This window comes from Streptacidiphilus sp. EB103A (genome assembly GCF_041261405.1).
Taxonomy (GTDB): Bacteria; Actinomycetota; Actinomycetes; order Streptomycetales; family Streptomycetaceae; genus Streptacidiphilus.
This window is the reverse complement of the sequence record NZ_JBGCAQ010000018.1, coordinates 189,311-203,892: the sequence shown is the minus strand read 5'-3', so window position 1 is coordinate 203,892 and position 14,582 is coordinate 189,311. Positions and strand designations below refer to the sequence as shown.

The window sequence follows — 14,582 nt, the reverse complement described above, 5'->3', positions numbered from 1 at the left end:
ATTAACCGTGAAGGAGAGCCGGTGAGTTCCCCACCTTCGCACGTTCGCTCTGGGCTGACCGCCGATGGGCTGCCCGTCGAGCAGTACGGCCCCGCGGACGCGGAGGGCGTGGCGCCCGAGTACGACGGGCCGCCGCTCGTGGTCGCGGTCACCGGCGCCGCCTCCGGCATCGGCAGCCGGCTGGCCGCCCGGCTCGCCGCCTCGACCGCGGTGAAGCGGGTGCTGGCGATCGACGAGCGCCGCGGCGAGGTCCCCGGCGTGCAGTGGCGGGTCCTGGACGTCCGGGACCCCGCCGTGGCCGAGCGGCTGACCGGGGTGGACGTGGTGGTGCACCTGGCCCAGGACCTGGGCATGGACACCGACCCCAAGACCCGCAGCGCCTACAACGTGCGCGGGACGCAGACGGTGCTCACCGCCGCCGCGGCCGCCGGGGTGCACCGGGTGGTCCTCTGCACCTCCGCCATGGTCTACGGGGCCCTGGACGACAACGAGGTCCCGCTGGACGAGGACGCGCCGCTGCGCGCGACCGAGGAGGCCTCCCTGGTCGGGGACCTGCTGGAGATCGAGCGGCTGGGCCGGCGCGCGCCGCATGCGCACCCCGGGCTCTCGGTGACCGTGCTGCGCCCCGCGGTCGTGGTGGGCCCCGGCGTGGACACCGTGCTCACCCGCCACTTCGAGGCGCCCCGGCTGCTGGTGGTAGCGGGCTCCCGGCCCTGCTGGCAGTTCTGCCACGTCGACGATCTGACGACCGCACTGGAGTACGCGACGCTCGGCCTGGTCGAGGGCGAGGTCACGGTCGGCTGCGACGGCTGGCTGGAGCAGGAGGAGGTCGAGGAGATCACCGGCATCCGCCGGATGGAGCTCCCGGCGTCGCTGGCCCTGGGCACCGCGGCCCGGCTGCACCGGCTCGGCCTGACCCCCGCGCCGGCGGGGGATCTGGCGTACACCATGTACCCCTGGGTGGTGTCGGGCAGCAGGCTGCACGAGGCCGGATGGCGTCCCCTGCACACCAATGAGGAGGTGCTGGGCGAACTGCTGAAGCAGGTCTCCGGCAACCACGCGGTGGCCGGCCGCAGGCTCGGCGGCAAGGACGCCGCGACCACGCTCGGCGCCGCGGGCGCGACGGTGGCGCTGGTCGGCACGGCGGCGCTGGTGCGCAGGGCGCGCAAGCGGCGGCGGATCTGATCCGATCCGGTCCAACCCGAATCCTTACGTGGAATGTAATGTCCGCGATGCGGAATCGATGCGGAGGACGTCGCCGGGATCGGTCATGATGGGTGCCATGAAGGAAGCCGCTGCCGCCGACCCGATCCGCCTGCTCGCGCTGCGGGAGACCCCGCTCTCGCTGGACGAGGTGCACGCCGCGGTGGGGGACACCCACGCCGGGGGCACGGCGCTCTTCGTCGGCACCGTGCGCGACCACGACGGCGGCAGGAACGTCACGGCGCTGGAGTACAGCGCCCATCCGAGCGCCGAGCAGGAGCTGCGCCGGGTCGCCGAGAAGGTCGTCGCCGACTTCCCGGTGGTCGCCCTGGCCGCGGTGCACCGGGTCGGTCGGCTGGAGGTGACGGACGCCGCGGTGATCGTCGCGGTGTCCTGCGCCCACCGCGGTGAGGCGTTCGAGGCCTGCCGCCGGCTGATCGACGACCTCAAGCACACCGTCCCGATCTGGAAGCACCAGCACTTCGCCGACGGCACCGAGGAGTGGGTCGCCTCCTGCTGAGCACAGACCGCTGGGCATGGAACGGTGACGTGTCGTCACCCGATCGGTCGATGCGCCCGGTCGACCGGCCCGGTTCGGTCCAAGCGCCTCCTGGGGCGTGACCCGAACGGCCCCGCGATCGTTGCGACGATGAGCGGATAGTCTGCTCTGAGGCACGATGAGCTGGGAGTAGGACATGAGCGCTCTCGCGTGGTGGATCATTCCTGTGGCGGCCGGGATCCTCGCCGCCCTCTATGTGGTCTGGTCCGGCCGGACCAGGTCGACCGGCGACCACGACTCGCTGGCGGGGCATCAGCGCTTCCGCGAGGCCATGGAACGAGGCACCAACCCGCCCAAGTCCTAGCCGTGGTCCGCGAGGGCCGTACCCAAGAGCAGCAGTCCGCCGGGCGGGCCGGGGATCACGTCCCGTAGGGTCGTGGCATGCCACGCCGCTCCGCGACGATGCTCGCCTCCACGCTGCTGCTGATAGCGCTGTTCTGCGCCGCCGTGCTGATCAAGGTGCCCTACTCGGAGATGAGTCCGGGCCCGACGTACAACACGCTGGGCACCCAGAACGGCAAGCCGGTGATCACCATCAGCGGCCGGGCCACCCACCCGACCACCGGGAACCTCAACATGACCACGGTCGAGGTGACCAGCGCGGACTACACGCTGAACCTGGTCGAGGCGTTCACCGGCTGGCTGCGGCACGACCAGGCGGTCATTCCGCACAGCAACCTGTACCCGGACAACCAGACCGAGAAGCAGGCCGAGGTGCAGAACGCCGAGGAGTTCTCGGCCTCCCAGGACAGCGCCAAGGCGGCGGCGCTCACCCAGCTGGGCATCCCGGTCGGCACCGAGGTCGTGGTGTCCGCAGTGGTCGAGGGCAGCCCTTCGGTGGGCAAGCTGCACGCCGGTGATGTGATCGTCGCGGTGGACGGCACCAAGGTCACCGACCCGAACCGGGTGGCGACGCTGGTCACCGAGCACCAGCCGGGCGAGAAGGTGGTCTTCACGGTCATTCCGCCCGGGAAGTCCAGCAGCGATCTGCAGCAGGTCACCATTGCCACGGCGAAGAACCCGGACACCGGGAAGGCCATGGTCGGCATCCAGCCGGGCACCGAGCACACCTTCCCGTTCAGCATCGACATCAACCTGGGTGACGTCGGGGGCCCCAGCGCCGGGCTGATGTTCTCGCTGGGCATCGTCGACAAGCTCCAGTCCACCGACCTGACCGGCGGGAAGTTCGTCGCCGGCACCGGCACCATCGACGCCGACGGCACCGTCGGGCCGATCGGCGGCATCTCCATGAAGATCATCGCGGCGCGCAACGCGGGCGCCCAGTACTTCTTCACCCCGTCGTCCAACTGCGCCGAGGCGGCTGCCGACACCCCGTCAGGACTGCGGCTGATCAAGGTCGACAAGCTGTCGCAGGCGGTGGCGGACCTGGCCGACATCCGCTCCGGCGACCTGTCGGCGCTGCCCGCCTGCAGTAAGTAATCCTGCAGTAAGTATTACCGAGCAGGCGGGCAGCCCGGCGGCGGCTCAGGCGAAGGTGGTGAGCAGCGCCTCGGCCAGCCCGGGGACCAGGGCGGGGCCGGTCAGCACCTCGCGCGCGGAGTCCTTCTGGCGCAGGCGCAGCGCCGTCTCCCTGGTGCCGTCCCGCAGCACCGCGACGGTCATCCGGACCTCCTGCCGCTCCGGGTGCTTGGCGACCCAGGCGGTCAGCTCCTTCTCCGACACGCCCTCCGGCAGCTTGGCCTCGGCGGTCGGCGGCAGGATCAGCCGCTCCACCACCAGTGCGCAGCCCGCGACCGCATCGGGCCAGGCGATGGTGCCCAGGAAGGTGTCCAGCGGGGTGCCCTTGGGCACCTCGTCCTGCTCGATCGGGGTGAACTGGTCCGTGGTGCCCGGCTCCAGGCCCAGCTGACGGGCCAGGCCCGGCTCGTTCTTCAGCAGCGCGGCGGTGTCCACCAGCGCGAACAGGCGCGCGGGCTGGTCCCAGCCGAGACCGGCGGCGTACTCGTCGATCTCCAGGACGGCGCGGGTGATCGGGCGGGCGGCGGGAGGAAGGCTCTCCTCGAGGGTTTCCGACATGGCATCCATCCTCACACGTCGGAGGCAACGACCTCATCACGGAGACCCGTCCGCAGCAGCGGGCGGGAACCAGAAGGCGGGTCCGTTCAGTTGCCATCTGGGGCGCTGCTCTCGCCGCGCCCGGTAGGAACCACTGTCGTGAGGTGCGTGCGTTGGTCTTCCAGATGCCCGACCACGGCGGCTGTCGGCCGCCGGGCGTCCTTCGTGGACGTACCGGCGCGCGCTCGGCTGCCCGGTTGCTGCTGGGGACCCTGTTCGTGCTGCTGCTGATGTTCCTGCTGGCCCTGATCGCCTTCGACCTGTGGACCGGACGGCTCTGGTACCGATCGGTCGGCTTCTCCAGCGTCTACTCGGTCCGGCTGCGGACCCAGAGCATGCTCTTCGTCGCCTTCGGTCTGCTGATGGCTCTGGCCACCGCGCTGAACGCCTGGCTGGCGTACCGGCTGCGCCCGCCGTTGAGCGCCATGTCGTTCGAACAGCGGCATCTGGAGCGCTACCGGACGTCGGTGGCCCGGCACCGGGCCTGGGCGCTGGTCGCCGTGGCGATGCTGCCCGGGCTGGTGGCGGGCGCGGCGGCGGCGGCCGCGTGGAAGACCTGGCTGGCGGCGGCCAACAGCACCTCGTTCGGCAGCACCGACCCGCAGTTCCACCGGGACCTCTCCTTCTATGTCTTCCAACTCCCCTGGTACCGCTTCCTGGTCGACTTCGGCCTGGTTGCGCTGGCGGTCTCGGCGCTCACCGCCGCGCTGGTGCACTACCTGTACGGCGGGATCAGGACACAGGGGCCCGGCCGGCTGCTGTCCTACCCGGCCCAGAGCCATCTGGGGGTGCTGCTCGGCCTGCTGGTGGGCCTGAAGGCGGTCGCCTACTGGCTGGACCGCTACTCGCTGGCGGTGAAGGCCGGGGCGGACCGGGCGGCCGGCGGCTGGAACGGCGTCGGCTACACCGAGGCCAACGCGGTCCTGCCGGCCAAGGCGGTGATGTGCGGGATCGCGGTCATCTGCGCGGTGCTGTTCCTGGCGACCCCGCTGCGCCGGACCTGGGCGCTGCCGCTGGCCGGGCTGGTGCTGATGGCCTTCTCCTCGGTGCTGATCGGCTCGGTCTGCCCGGCCCTGGTGCAGCAGTTCCAGGTCAAGCCGGACGAGCAGGCCAAGGAGGCGCCGTACGCGGCGCGGAACAGCGCCGCCACCGAGGCCGCGTACGGCATGAGCGGCTATGTCGCGGCGGCCGCGCCCAGGGCCGGGGCGCTGCTGCAGGCGTCCCCGTCCGCCTCCCCCTCCACCGGGACGTCCTCCGAGACGGTGGTGAAGGCGCCGGTGGCCGCGGACGACGCGCGGCAGCGGGTGCAGGCGGTCGCTCCCTGGCTCCGTACCGGCGCGGACCCGTACCAGGTCACCGTGGGCGGCCGGACGGAGTGGGTGGTGGACGGCTACACGACCAGTGACAGCTATCCCTTCGCCGCGCGGGCCGGAACCGCGATGGGCGGCGGCGCGGTCGACTACATCCGCGACTCGGTCAAGGCCACCGTCGACGTGTCGACCGGGGCGGTGGCCCTCTACCAGTGGGACACCGTGGACCCGGTGCTGCGGACCTGGATGCGGGCCTTCCCCGGCACGGTCCGGCCCTACGCCACGATCGTCGACGGCCTGCGGTCCGAGCTGCGCTACCCGCAGGAGCTGTTCGTGCTCCAGCAGCACATGCTGGGCGCCGGCAGCTGAGCGCATCTGCGGGTTGAGCAGGGATTCTTCAGGCCGGGTCACCCCGTGCTACGGTGAGGACACAACGACGCGGGGTGGAGCAGCTCGGTAGCTCGCTGGGCTCATAACCCAGAGGTCGCAGGTTCAAATCCTGTCCCCGCTACTCCTTGTCAGGAGGCCCGGTGCATAGCGCACCGGGCCTTCCGCTTGTGCTCGGCCCGAAGTGATTTGCGGTGCCGGTCGCCGGTGATCTAGGGTGAGGGCACAACGACGCGGGGTGGAGCAGCTCGGTAGCTCGCTGGGCTCATAACCCAGAGGTCGCAGGTTCAAATCCTGTCCCCGCTACTCCTTGTCAGGAGGCCCGGTGCATAGCGCACCGGGCCTCCTGCACGTCGTAGCGGCATATCTGACGGTGTGTCGTACGTCTCACTCCTACGGGTGATCGGCGCGGAGGAGACGAAGGAATAGGGTGCCGAGGGGGTCGCTGTGGGCCGGACGGGACCCGTACGGCAATCTGGTTGTCGCTTCAATCGTCCGATCCGGTAGGGAATCTGACGGTCCGTCTATTGCCGCCCCGAGTGGGGAGACTGGGCCCCGAGGGGCAGGTGCCGCGCCGTTGTGGCGGAGTCAGCACCGAGCCCCGGCGGCGACTGTGCGAGGTTGATGTGTCGCGATATCGACAAAGCGCTGAAGTAACCTCATCGGCTGGGGTATACCAGGTGTACGCGGGTTGCGGGTGGTGCGACGATGAACCCCATGGGGGACGGTGCGTGGCCGGAAATCGGCCGTCAGCTCCGATGCGTACCAGGGATGCCCAGGAATCCGGCTGACGCAGGAGTCGACATGTCGGTAGTCGCTGGAGGAGGAGCGGGCGTCGATCAGGACGACCCGCAGGTCGGACGGCTGCCCCTGCAACGCGTCCCCGAAGCGGAGCAGTACGCCCCGGAAGGGGCTGCCCGGGAGGCCGTGGCGGAGGCCGGGATCCATGACGCCAACGGGTCCGGGACGGCTGCCGGGGACGAGGAGTCGGAGCTCCGTACCTTCGAATCCGCCCTAGAGGCCCAGGAGGAAGCGGCGCTGGAGGCCCGCTACCGGCTGGCCGCCGAGGAGGACCCCGCCGCGAGCAGCCTGCTCGGCGCGATGCTGCTGCGCCGGGGGGACCCGGACGACGCCGAGCCCTACCTCCGCCGCGCCGCCGCCTCCGGCATCAGGGCCGGGGCCAACAACCTGGGCGTCCTGCTGCACCAGCGCGGCCACCGCGAGGAGGCCGCGCAGTGGTGGCGCGCCGCCGCGGTCGCCGGCAGCGCGCCGGCGGCGCACGCCCTGGGCCTCCACCTCCGCGACCACGGGGACGAGCCGGGATCCGAGTACTGGCTGCACCAGGCCGCCGAGCAGGGCCACACCGGTGGCGCCTACGCCCTGGCGGACCTGCTGGAGCACCGCAGGGAGACGGTCCGCGCCGAGCGCTGGTTCCGCGCCGCGGCGGAGACCGGGCACCGGGAGGCCGCCTACCGTCTCGGCCGGCTCAAGGAGACCACCAAGGAGGGCGAGGGAGCCGAGCAGTGGTACCGCCAGGCGGCGGCGCGCGGCCACGCCCGCGCGGCGCTGCGGCTCGGCATCCAGCTGGAGCGGCGCGGCGAGCGCGACGAGGCCGCGCGCTGGTACCGGCAGTCCGCGCAGGGTGGCGAGCCCCGGGCGGCGTGCGCGCTGGGCTTCCTGCTGCGCGACGGCGGGGACGAGGTCGCCGCGGCCGACTGGTGGCGCGAGGCCGCCGAGGCCGGCGACGGCAACGCCGCCAACGCGCTGGGCGCGCTGCACGCCTCCTGGGGCGAGACCGACATGGCCGAGCAGTGGTACCGCGCCGCGCTGGAGGCCGGGGACCACAACGGCGCCTTCAACCTGGGGTTGCTGTGCGCGGCGGAGGGCCGGGAGGCCCAGGCCGAGCAGTGGTACCGGCGCGCGGCCTACGCCGGGCACCGGGAGGCCAGCAACGCGCTGGCGGTGATGCTGCTGCAGCGCGGGGACACCCCCGGCGCGGAGCCGTGGTTCTCCAAGGCGGCCGAGGCCGGGAGCGTGGACGCGGCCTTCAACCTGGGCATCCTGCACGCCGGCCGCGGGGAGCAGCACGACGCCCAGGAGTGGTACGCCCGCGCGGCCGGACAGGGGCACGCCGAGGCCGCGCTGCAACTCGCCGTCGCCAAGGAGCGGCGCGGAGACGTTTCTGCGGCGGCCACCCGGTACCGGCAGGCGGCGGAGCGGGGGTCGGCCGAGGCGGCCTTCCGGCTGGCGGTGCTGCTGGAGCGGGCCGCGGAGGAGCGGTTCGACGAGGAGGTCGACCGCTGGTACGCGATGGCGGCGGAGGCCGGGCACGGGCGCGCGCAGGTCCGGGTGGGGGTGCGCGCGGCGGAGCGGGGCGACACGGTGACGGCCGAGCAGTGGTACCGCAGGGCGGCGGAAGGGGGGAGCCGCAGTGCGGCGTTCAACCTGGGGCTGCTGCTGGCGCGGGAGGGGAGCGAGTCGGAGGCGATGCTCTGGTACACCCGGGCGGCCGATGCGGGGCATGGGCGGGCGGCGCTGCGGCTGGGGTTGGTGGCGGCGCGGCGGGGGGAGCTGGCGCAGGCGCATCGGTGGTGCGAGAGGGCTGCGGAGTACGGGCCGGGGAGTGTTACTGAGCGGGCGGTGCGGTTGATTGAGGCGTTGCGGGCGGATTTGACGGCGTAACCCGGGCGGGGTGGGGCCCTTGTCTGCCCAACTGTGCCGGTCGGGGGTGGTTGGCCGCGCAGTTCCCCGCGCCCCTAAAAGCGCTCCTACGGGGCGCAGTTGGGGCAGAGGCCTCGGTAGGTGACTTCTACTGCGGAGATGGTGAAGCCGAAACGTTCCGCTGGGGGGAGGGCGGCGATCGGGTCCTCGGTGGGGTGGACGTCGCGGATCGAGCCGCAGGACGAGCAGACCAGGTGCTGGTGGGCGTGGTGGGCGTTGGGGTCGTAGCGCTTGGCGCGGCCGTCGGTGCTGACCTCCAGCACCTCGCCCAGGCTCACCAGCTCGCCGAGGGTGTTGTAGACCGTCGCCCTGCTGATCTCCGGCAGCAGCTCGACCGCGCGGGCGTGGATCTCGTCGGCGGTGAAGTGCACATGGTCTCCGTCGAGCACCTGGGCCACGACTCGCCGCTGCGAGGTGAGCCGCCAGCCTCGATCCCGGAGTCGTTCCAGCAGGTCGCTCATACCCGGAAGGATAACAGGAGGTCGGAGCAGGTTTGAAGTTAGTGGACGTACTGATTTGGACTCGATCTAATTAGTGTGCTGCGGTGCGTCGAGAACTGCCTCATGTGCCTCATCAGCCTCAGCGGTCTCCTCGAAGCGGGAGGAGGAGCGCTTCTCGGCGCGGTGCTTGAGGTAGAGCAGGGCGCCGACGGCGACCACGATGACGCCGACGAAGATCCAGCTGGCCAGGCTGGCGTAGTGCTCGACCTGGTGCCAGCCCGCGCCGGCGAAGTAGCCCAGCAGGACGAAGCCGGTGGCCCAGAAGGCCCCGCCGAGCACGTTCCACAGGGCGAAGGTGCGGTACCGCATGTCGGAGACCCCGCACAGGCCCGGGACCAGGGCGCGGAGCGCCGCGGCGAAGCGCCCGGCGAAGACCGCCCGGCCGCCCAGCCGGGCGATCATGTCCTTGCTCTGCCGGACATGGGCCGGCTTGATCAGCCGGTGCGGGATCCGGCCCAGCAGGCTGTTCCCCCAGCGCTTGCCGACCGCGTAGCCGATGCTGTCGCCGATGATCGCGCCGGCGATGGCGACCGCGATCACCGCCCACAGTGCGGTCCTGCCGTTGTAGGCGGTGACCCCGCCGATCACCACGGCGGTCTCGCCGGGGATCACGAAGCCGAGGAAGACCGAGGACTCCAGGGCCGGCAGCAGGAAGACCGCCAGCAGCACCAGGGTGCCGTTGAGCGCCAGCAGATGGTCGCTGATCCAGGACACCGGTGAGCCTCCAGGCAGTGGAAAGGTAAAGAACACTCCAAACCGTACCTGGGCAACGTCACGTGACGGGCGGATGGTTCCGCCGGGGTCAGCCCAGACGCTGCAGCAGCTCTCCGTGCAGCAGGCCGTTGGAGGCGGCGGCGTTGCCGCTGTGGACGCCCGGCACGCCGTCGAGACCGGTGAAGCGCCCGCCGGCCTCCTCGACGATGACGCAGGTCGCGGCCATGTCCCAGAGGCTGAGCTCGGGCTCGGCGCAGATGTCCACGGAGCCCTCGGCCACCATCATGTAGGGCCAGAAGTCCCCGTAGGCGCGGGTGCGCCAGACGGTGCGGGAGAGGTCGAGGAAGGCGTCGAGACGGCCCCGGTCCTCCCATCCGGTGAGCGAGGAGTACGCGAAGGAGGCGTCCTCCAGGCCGGCCACGTCCGACACCTGGATCTTGGACGCCTTGGTGAGGCTGCGCCCGGTGAACGCGCCGGTGCCCTTCGCGGCCCACCAGCGCCGGTTCAGGGCGGGGGCGGAGACCATGCCGACCACCGGGCGCTCGCCCCCCTCGCCGAGCTCCATCAGCGCGATCAGGGTGGCCCAGACCGGGACGCCCCGGATGTAGTTCTTGGTCCCGTCGATGGGGTCGATCACCCAGCGGCGCGGGCCGTGGCCGGTGCTGCCGAACTCCTCGCCCATCACCGCGTCGCGCGGGCGGGCCCGCTTGAGGTCGTTGCGCAGCAGGTCCTCGACGGCCTTGTCGGCGTCGCTGACGGGAGTCAGGTCAGGCTTGGTGTCGATCTTCAGATCGAGCGCCTTGAACCGCTCCAGCGTCACCGAGTCGGCGTGGTCGGCGAGGACATGGGCGAGGCGGAGATCGTCGTGGTAGTCGGGCATGTCCTGCACAGTAACGATCAGGAGGGGGCAGGGCCAGCAGCATCCGCACCTCTACGCTGGCGGGTATGGCAGCGGAATCAGCGGTGGACGACCGGGAACTGGTCACCTGGTGGGGTCTTGTGGTCGAGGCCTACGCGCGGACGGCTCCGCTGCTGCAGGTCGGACCGGTCGGCGGGGTGGACATTCCCGGCCCCTGGTTCGAGGTGCTGCTGCGGCTGCTGCGGACGCCGGGGCAGCGGCTGACGATGACCCAGCTGGCCCATGACGTGGCGCTGAGCAGCGGTGGCTTCACCAAGCTGGCCGACCGGATGGTGCGGGCGGGGCTGATCGAGCGGCAGGTTTCGGCGGAGGACCGGAGGGTGGTCTTCGCGGTGCTGACGGACCAGGGGGTCCGGGTGGGGGAGGAGGCGCAGCGGCTCCATGTGGTCGCGTTGCGCGAGCACTTTCTCGCTCCGCTCGGGGTGCGGGGGGCGGGGGAGTTGGCGGGGCTGATGAGGGTGCTGCGGGACGCGGGTGAGGCGCGGCGGGGGGCTGTTTGATTGTCGGCTGCGGACCGTAGGTGGCTTGTCGCGCAGTTCCCCGCGCCCCTGGGAGGTGCAACTTGCCCACAGTGGTTCAGTTGCTGCTTCTAGGGGCGCGGGGAACTGCGCGACAAGCCAGGCACACGCCGCACTGTTAGTGGGTCGAGCCGCTGAGTTGGAGGCCGATGACGCCGATCAGGACGAAGCTGATGGAGACGATCTTCATCACCGAGACCACGTCGCCCAGCCAGACCATGCCGTAGATCGCTGTGCCGGCTGCGCCGATTCCGGTCCAGACCGCGTAGGCGGGGCCGACGTCCAGGGTTTTCAGGGCGGTGGAGAGCAGGCCGAAGCTGCCGATGCCGAAGAGTGCGAAGCCGACGCTGGGCCAGAGCTTGGAGAAGTTCTCGCTGAGCTTGAGGCACACGGCGAAGCCGGTCTCCAGGAATCCGGCGATGACCACCATCAGCCAGGCCACGGTTCCTCCCAAGGTCGGACAGTGATCACCATCGTCGGTCAGAGACGCTGCGGCGGCGAGTCGTCAGTCTCCTTCGCGGGTCTCCCGGGTGGAGAGCAGGCGGCGCAGGGAGTAGAGGCGGGCCGGGTCGGCGTGGCCCTCGGCGACCCAGGCGTCCAGGGCGCAGTCGGGTTCGTCGTGGCTGCAGGCGCGGGGGCAGCCCTCGGTGCCGGGGACCAGGTCGGGGAAGGCCAGGATGACCCGTCCAGGCTCGATGTGGGAGAGCCCGAAGGAGCGGAAGCCGGGCGTGTCGATGACCCAGCCGGGACGGTCGCCCCTCTTCGCGGCCGGGGCCGGGGGCAGCCGCAGGGCCAGTGCCGAGGTGGTGGTGTGCCGTCCGCGTCCGGTGACCGCGTTGACATGGCCGGTCGACCGCTGGTGCTCCGGCACCAGGGCGTTCACCAGCGTGGTCTTGCCCACGCCGGAGTGGCCGATGAACACGGTGGACAGCCCGCGCAGGTGCTCGCGGACCCGTTCGGCGCCCTCGCCGGCCAGGTCGTCCCTTCGGGTGACCACATGGTCGACGCCCAGCGGGGAGTAGATGTCCAGCAGCGGTTCGGGGGCCGCCAGGTCGGACTTGGTGAGCACCAGCAGCGGCCGCAGTCCCGCGTCGTAGGCCGCGACCAGGCAGCGGTCGATCAGCCGGGCCCGGGGTTCCGGGTCGGCCAGGGCGATGACGATGGCCAGCTGGTCCGCGTTGGCGACCACGATCCGTTCGTACGGGTCGTCGTCGTCCGCCGTCCGGCGCAGCACCGAGACGCGCTCCTCGACCCGGACGATCCGGGCCAGCACGCCCGGCTCGCCGGACAGGTCGCCGACCAGGCCGACCCGGTCGCCGACGACGACGCCTTTGCGGCCCAGCTCCCGGGCCTTCATCGCGGAGATCTCCCGCTCGCGCTTGGTGTCGGCCTCGACCAGGCAGGTGAACCGACCCCGGTCGACGGTGAGCACCACGCCCTCGGCGGCGTCCTCGTGGGTGGGCCTGGTCCGGGTCCGCGGCCGGGAGCCCTTGCGGGAGGGGCGGGCGCGGATGTCGTCCTCGTCGGCGTCCTTGCCGTAACGGCGCATGGCGGCGGCTCAGCCCTTCGCCGACATCGGGGCGCTGTCCAGCATGGCGCTCCAGAGCCCCGGGAAGTCCGGCAGGGTCTTGGCGGTGGTGGCGACGTTCTCCACCTGGATCCCGGGGACGGCGAGGCCGATCACCGCGGCGGCGGTGGCGAGGCGGTGGTCCTCGTAGGTGTGGAACACGCCGCCGTGCAGCGGGCGCGGGTTGATGACCAGGCCGTCCTCGGTCTCGGCGACATCGCCGCCCAGGGCGTTGAACTCGTCGGCGAGGGCCTTGAGCCGGTCGGTCTCGTGCATCCGCAGATGGGCGATGCCGCTGAGCCGGGACGGGGAGTCGGCGAGCGCGGCGACGGCGGCGACCACCGGGGCGAGCTCGCCGACGTCGTGCAGGTCGGCGTCCAGGCCGTGGATGCTGCCGGTGCCGGTGAACCGCAGGCCGTCCGGGGTGAGCTCGCAGCTGCCGCCCATCCGGGTGAACAGCCCGCGGAGCTGGTCCCCGGGCTGGCTGGTGCGCTCCGGCCAGTCGCGGATGGTGACGGCGCCCCCGGTGACCAGGGCGGCGGCCAGGAAGGGCGCGGCGTTGGAGAGGTCGGGCTCGACCACGATGTCCCGGCCGAGCAGCGCGCCCGGGGTGACCCGCCAGACGTCCGGCTCGCCGCCGTCCTCGGGGGCGTCCACCTGGGCGCCGGCGGCGCGCAGCATCTCCACGGTCATCCGGATGTGCGGCAGCGAGGGGACCGGGGCGCCGGAGTGCCTGACCTCGACGCCCTGCTGGAAGCGCGGCCCGGACAGCAGCAGCGCACTGACGAACTGGGAGGAGGACGAGGCGTCCACGGTGACCGTTCCGCCGACCAGGCCGCCGGTGCCGTGGACGGTGAGCGGGAGTGCGCCCCGGCCCTCGTCCTCGATCCGCGCCCCCAGCGTGCGCAGCGCGCTGATCACGCCGTCGAGCGGGCGTTCGTACGAACGGGGGTCGCCGTCGAAGTGCACCTCGCCGTCGGCGAGGGTCGCGACCGGCGGCAGGAAGCGCATGACCGTGCCGGCGTTGCCCACGTCCACCCGCACCGGGCCGCCGAGCGGACCGGTCAGGCTGTACTGGCCGGGGAGGGCGGGCGGGTTGGGGAAGACGCGCCAGGCGTCACCCCCGCCGGACACTCCGCTGGTGCTGTTGAGGGTGTCTTCGATGCCCACGCCAAGGGCTCGCAGGCCGTCCGCCATCAGCAGGCTGTCCCGGCTGCGCAGTGGGCGGCGGACATAGCCGGGCTGGTCGGCGAGGGCCGCCAGGATCAGGGCGCGATTGGTCGCCGACTTGGATCCGGGAACGGTGACGACCGCGTCGACAGGGTCGGTCGCGGTCGGTGCGGGCCACAGGGGTTCCAGAGTGCCGGTCATGGGTACCGAGCCTATCGGCTTGCTCAGCGGGTGAGCAGCCAGCGGGCTCCGGCGGCCAGGCAGGCCAGGCCGATGAGGAAGAACAGGGTCACCCAGAGGAGTGCCGGGGTACGGGTCAACCGGCCCAGCTGGTCCGCGTCCGAGTCGGGGGCTCCGCCGTGGCGGCGCTTGCGCTGGAGTTCGACCACCGGCCGGACGCCCGAGATCAGCAGGAACCACACGCTGAGATAGGCGAAGGCCCCCTGGACCTGCTGGCTGCCGAACCAGGAGACGGCGAAGCAGATCCCGCCGGTGATCACCACGGTCAGCGCCCCGTAGGCGTTCCTGATCATGACCAGGACGGCGATCAGCAGCGCGACCACGGCCCACAGCAGGGCGGTTATATGGCCGGCGGAGATCAGCCAGGCGCCGCCGAGGCCCAGCAGAGGGGGCGCGGAGTAGCCGGCGGCGGCGGTCAGCACCATGCCGGGGCCGTGCGGCTTGCCGGAGGAGACGGTGAGTCCCGAGGTGTCCGAGTGCAGCCGGATGCCGTGCAGCCTGCGCCGGGTCAGCACGGCGACCAGGCCGTGGCCGCCCTCGTGCGCGATGGTCACGACATTGCGGGTGTAGTGCCAGCTGAAGCGTGGCCAGACGGCCAGCAGGGCGATGGCCGCGGTCGCCCAGACGATGGGCCCCGACGGGGCGGCCTGGACACCGGTGACCTGGTCCCAGACCTGGCTGATGCTCTGCGGTTGCAT

At 71.8% G+C, this 14,582-nt stretch carries 15 protein-coding genes and 2 tRNA genes; 9 read left to right on the top strand and 8 right to left on the bottom strand.

Features of this window, described 5'->3' with window-relative positions:
- The first annotated feature begins 138 nt into the window (after nt 1–138).
- The 4 genes from ABH941_RS28405 to ABH941_RS28390 all read left to right on the top strand — a co-directional run bounded on the left by ABH941_RS28405 (nt 139) and on the right by ABH941_RS28390 (nt 3,202).
- Nucleotides 139–1,185, top strand: coding sequence for an NAD-dependent epimerase/dehydratase family protein (locus tag ABH941_RS28405; RefSeq protein ID WP_370132424.1), 1,047 nt, complete (start codon nt 139–141; stop codon nt 1,183–1,185).
- 97 nt (nt 1,186–1,282) lie between these two features.
- Nucleotides 1,283–1,723: a molybdenum cofactor biosynthesis protein MoaE gene (locus ABH941_RS28400; protein WP_370132386.1), complete on the top strand. Its 441-nt coding sequence runs from the start codon at nt 1,283–1,285 to the stop codon at nt 1,721–1,723.
- Between the two features lie 175 nt (nt 1,724–1,898).
- Nucleotides 1,899–2,066 (top strand): hypothetical protein, encoded by a 168-nt coding sequence (locus ABH941_RS28395; protein WP_370132385.1) that lies wholly within the window; start codon nt 1,899–1,901, stop codon nt 2,064–2,066.
- Between the two features lie 77 nt (nt 2,067–2,143).
- Nucleotides 2,144–3,202, top strand: a complete 1,059-nt coding sequence (locus tag ABH941_RS28390) for a PDZ domain-containing protein (RefSeq protein ID WP_370132383.1) — start codon at nt 2,144–2,146, stop codon at nt 3,200–3,202.
- 45 nt (nt 3,203–3,247) lie between these two features.
- On the opposite strand, the gene ABH941_RS28385 is transcribed toward ABH941_RS28390, so the two are convergent.
- Entirely contained in the window at nt 3,248–3,799 is a 552-nt protein-coding gene (locus ABH941_RS28385) for a PPA1309 family protein (RefSeq protein ID WP_370132382.1), read from the bottom strand.
- A gap of 143 nt (nt 3,800–3,942) precedes the next feature.
- Between ABH941_RS28385 and ABH941_RS28380 the strand changes: the two genes are divergently transcribed.
- From ABH941_RS28380 to ABH941_RS28365, 4 genes are all read left to right on the top strand, one after another.
- Nucleotides 3,943–5,517: a UPF0182 family protein gene (locus ABH941_RS28380; RefSeq protein WP_370132381.1), complete on the top strand. Its 1,575-nt coding sequence runs from the start codon at nt 3,943–3,945 to the stop codon at nt 5,515–5,517.
- 68 nt (nt 5,518–5,585) lie between these two features.
- A tRNA-Met gene (locus tag ABH941_RS28375) sits at nt 5,586–5,659 on the top strand.
- A gap of 108 nt (nt 5,660–5,767) precedes the next feature.
- Nucleotides 5,768–5,841: transfer RNA gene (locus ABH941_RS28370), tRNA-Met, on the top strand.
- 498 nt (nt 5,842–6,339) lie between these two features.
- Nucleotides 6,340–8,217, top strand: coding sequence for a tetratricopeptide repeat protein (locus tag ABH941_RS28365; RefSeq protein ID WP_370132380.1), 1,878 nt, complete (start codon nt 6,340–6,342; stop codon nt 8,215–8,217).
- Nucleotides 8,218–8,303: 86 nt separating this feature from the next.
- Here the strand turns inward: ABH941_RS28365 and ABH941_RS28360 are convergent, their stop codons facing one another.
- The 3 genes from ABH941_RS28360 to hisN all read right to left on the bottom strand — a co-directional run bounded on the left by ABH941_RS28360 (nt 8,304) and on the right by hisN (nt 10,350).
- The gene (locus ABH941_RS28360; RefSeq protein ID WP_370132379.1) at nt 8,304–8,717 is read right to left on the bottom strand and encodes a Fur family transcriptional regulator; all 414 of its coding nucleotides are present in this window, start codon (nt 8,715–8,717) and stop codon (nt 8,304–8,306) included.
- 66 nt (nt 8,718–8,783) lie between these two features.
- Nucleotides 8,784–9,470 carry a DedA family protein gene (locus tag ABH941_RS28355; RefSeq protein ID WP_370132378.1) on the bottom strand — a complete coding sequence of 229 codons (687 nt, stop codon included), beginning with the start codon at nt 9,468–9,470 and terminating at the stop codon, nt 8,784–8,786.
- Nucleotides 9,471–9,558: 88 nt separating this feature from the next.
- Nucleotides 9,559–10,350: a histidinol-phosphatase gene (gene hisN / locus ABH941_RS28350; protein ID WP_370132377.1), complete on the bottom strand. Its 792-nt coding sequence runs from the start codon at nt 10,348–10,350 to the stop codon at nt 9,559–9,561.
- Between the two features lie 65 nt (nt 10,351–10,415).
- Between hisN and ABH941_RS28345 the strand changes: the two genes are divergently transcribed.
- Nucleotides 10,416–10,889 carry a MarR family winged helix-turn-helix transcriptional regulator gene (locus tag ABH941_RS28345; protein ID WP_370132376.1) on the top strand — a complete coding sequence of 158 codons (474 nt, stop codon included), beginning with the start codon at nt 10,416–10,418 and terminating at the stop codon, nt 10,887–10,889.
- Between the two features lie 136 nt (nt 10,890–11,025).
- Here the strand turns inward: ABH941_RS28345 and ABH941_RS28340 are convergent, their stop codons facing one another.
- From ABH941_RS28340 to ABH941_RS28325, 4 genes are all read right to left on the bottom strand, one after another.
- Nucleotides 11,026–11,349, bottom strand: coding sequence for a multidrug efflux SMR transporter (locus ABH941_RS28340; protein WP_134005774.1), 324 nt, complete (start codon nt 11,347–11,349; stop codon nt 11,026–11,028).
- A gap of 63 nt (nt 11,350–11,412) precedes the next feature.
- The gene (gene rsgA, locus ABH941_RS28335) at nt 11,413–12,456 is read right to left on the bottom strand and encodes a ribosome small subunit-dependent GTPase A (RefSeq protein ID WP_370132375.1); all 1,044 of its coding nucleotides are present in this window, start codon (nt 12,454–12,456) and stop codon (nt 11,413–11,415) included.
- A gap of 9 nt (nt 12,457–12,465) precedes the next feature.
- On the bottom strand, nt 12,466–13,845 hold the full coding sequence (gene aroA / locus ABH941_RS28330) for a 3-phosphoshikimate 1-carboxyvinyltransferase (protein ID WP_370132374.1): 1,380 nt from the start codon (nt 13,843–13,845) through the stop codon (nt 12,466–12,468).
- Between the two features lie 23 nt (nt 13,846–13,868).
- Nucleotides 13,869–14,582 carry a M50 family metallopeptidase gene (locus tag ABH941_RS28325; protein WP_134001033.1) on the bottom strand — a complete coding sequence of 238 codons (714 nt, stop codon included), beginning with the start codon at nt 14,580–14,582 and terminating at the stop codon, nt 13,869–13,871.

What these genes read in the sequence shown, in the direction of transcription:
- ABH941_RS28385 (WP_370132382.1), bottom strand. Translation starts at nt 3,799, where the DNA reads ATGTCGGAAACCCTCGAGGAGAGCCTTCCTCCCGCCGCCCGCCCGATC.
- rsgA (WP_370132375.1), bottom strand. Translation starts at nt 12,456, where the DNA reads ATGCGCCGTTACGGCAAGGACGCCGACGAGGACGACATCCGCGCCCGC.
- ABH941_RS28325 (WP_134001033.1), bottom strand. Translation starts at nt 14,582, where the DNA reads ATGCAACCGCAGAGCATCAGCCAGGTCTGGGACCAGGTCACCGGTGTC.
- ABH941_RS28365 (WP_370132380.1), top strand. Translation starts at nt 6,340, where the DNA reads ATGTCGGTAGTCGCTGGAGGAGGAGCGGGCGTCGATCAGGACGACCCG.
- hisN (WP_370132377.1), bottom strand. Translation starts at nt 10,350, where the DNA reads ATGCCCGACTACCACGACGATCTCCGCCTCGCCCATGTCCTCGCCGAC.
- ABH941_RS28395 (WP_370132385.1), top strand. Translation starts at nt 1,899, where the DNA reads ATGAGCGCTCTCGCGTGGTGGATCATTCCTGTGGCGGCCGGGATCCTC.
- ABH941_RS28345 (WP_370132376.1), top strand. Translation starts at nt 10,416, where the DNA reads ATGGCAGCGGAATCAGCGGTGGACGACCGGGAACTGGTCACCTGGTGG.
- ABH941_RS28360 (WP_370132379.1), bottom strand. Translation starts at nt 8,717, where the DNA reads ATGAGCGACCTGCTGGAACGACTCCGGGATCGAGGCTGGCGGCTCACC.
- aroA (WP_370132374.1), bottom strand. Translation starts at nt 13,845, where the DNA reads ATGACCGGCACTCTGGAACCCCTGTGGCCCGCACCGACCGCGACCGAC.
- ABH941_RS28400 (WP_370132386.1), top strand. Translation starts at nt 1,283, where the DNA reads ATGAAGGAAGCCGCTGCCGCCGACCCGATCCGCCTGCTCGCGCTGCGG.
- ABH941_RS28390 (WP_370132383.1), top strand. Translation starts at nt 2,144, where the DNA reads ATGCCACGCCGCTCCGCGACGATGCTCGCCTCCACGCTGCTGCTGATA.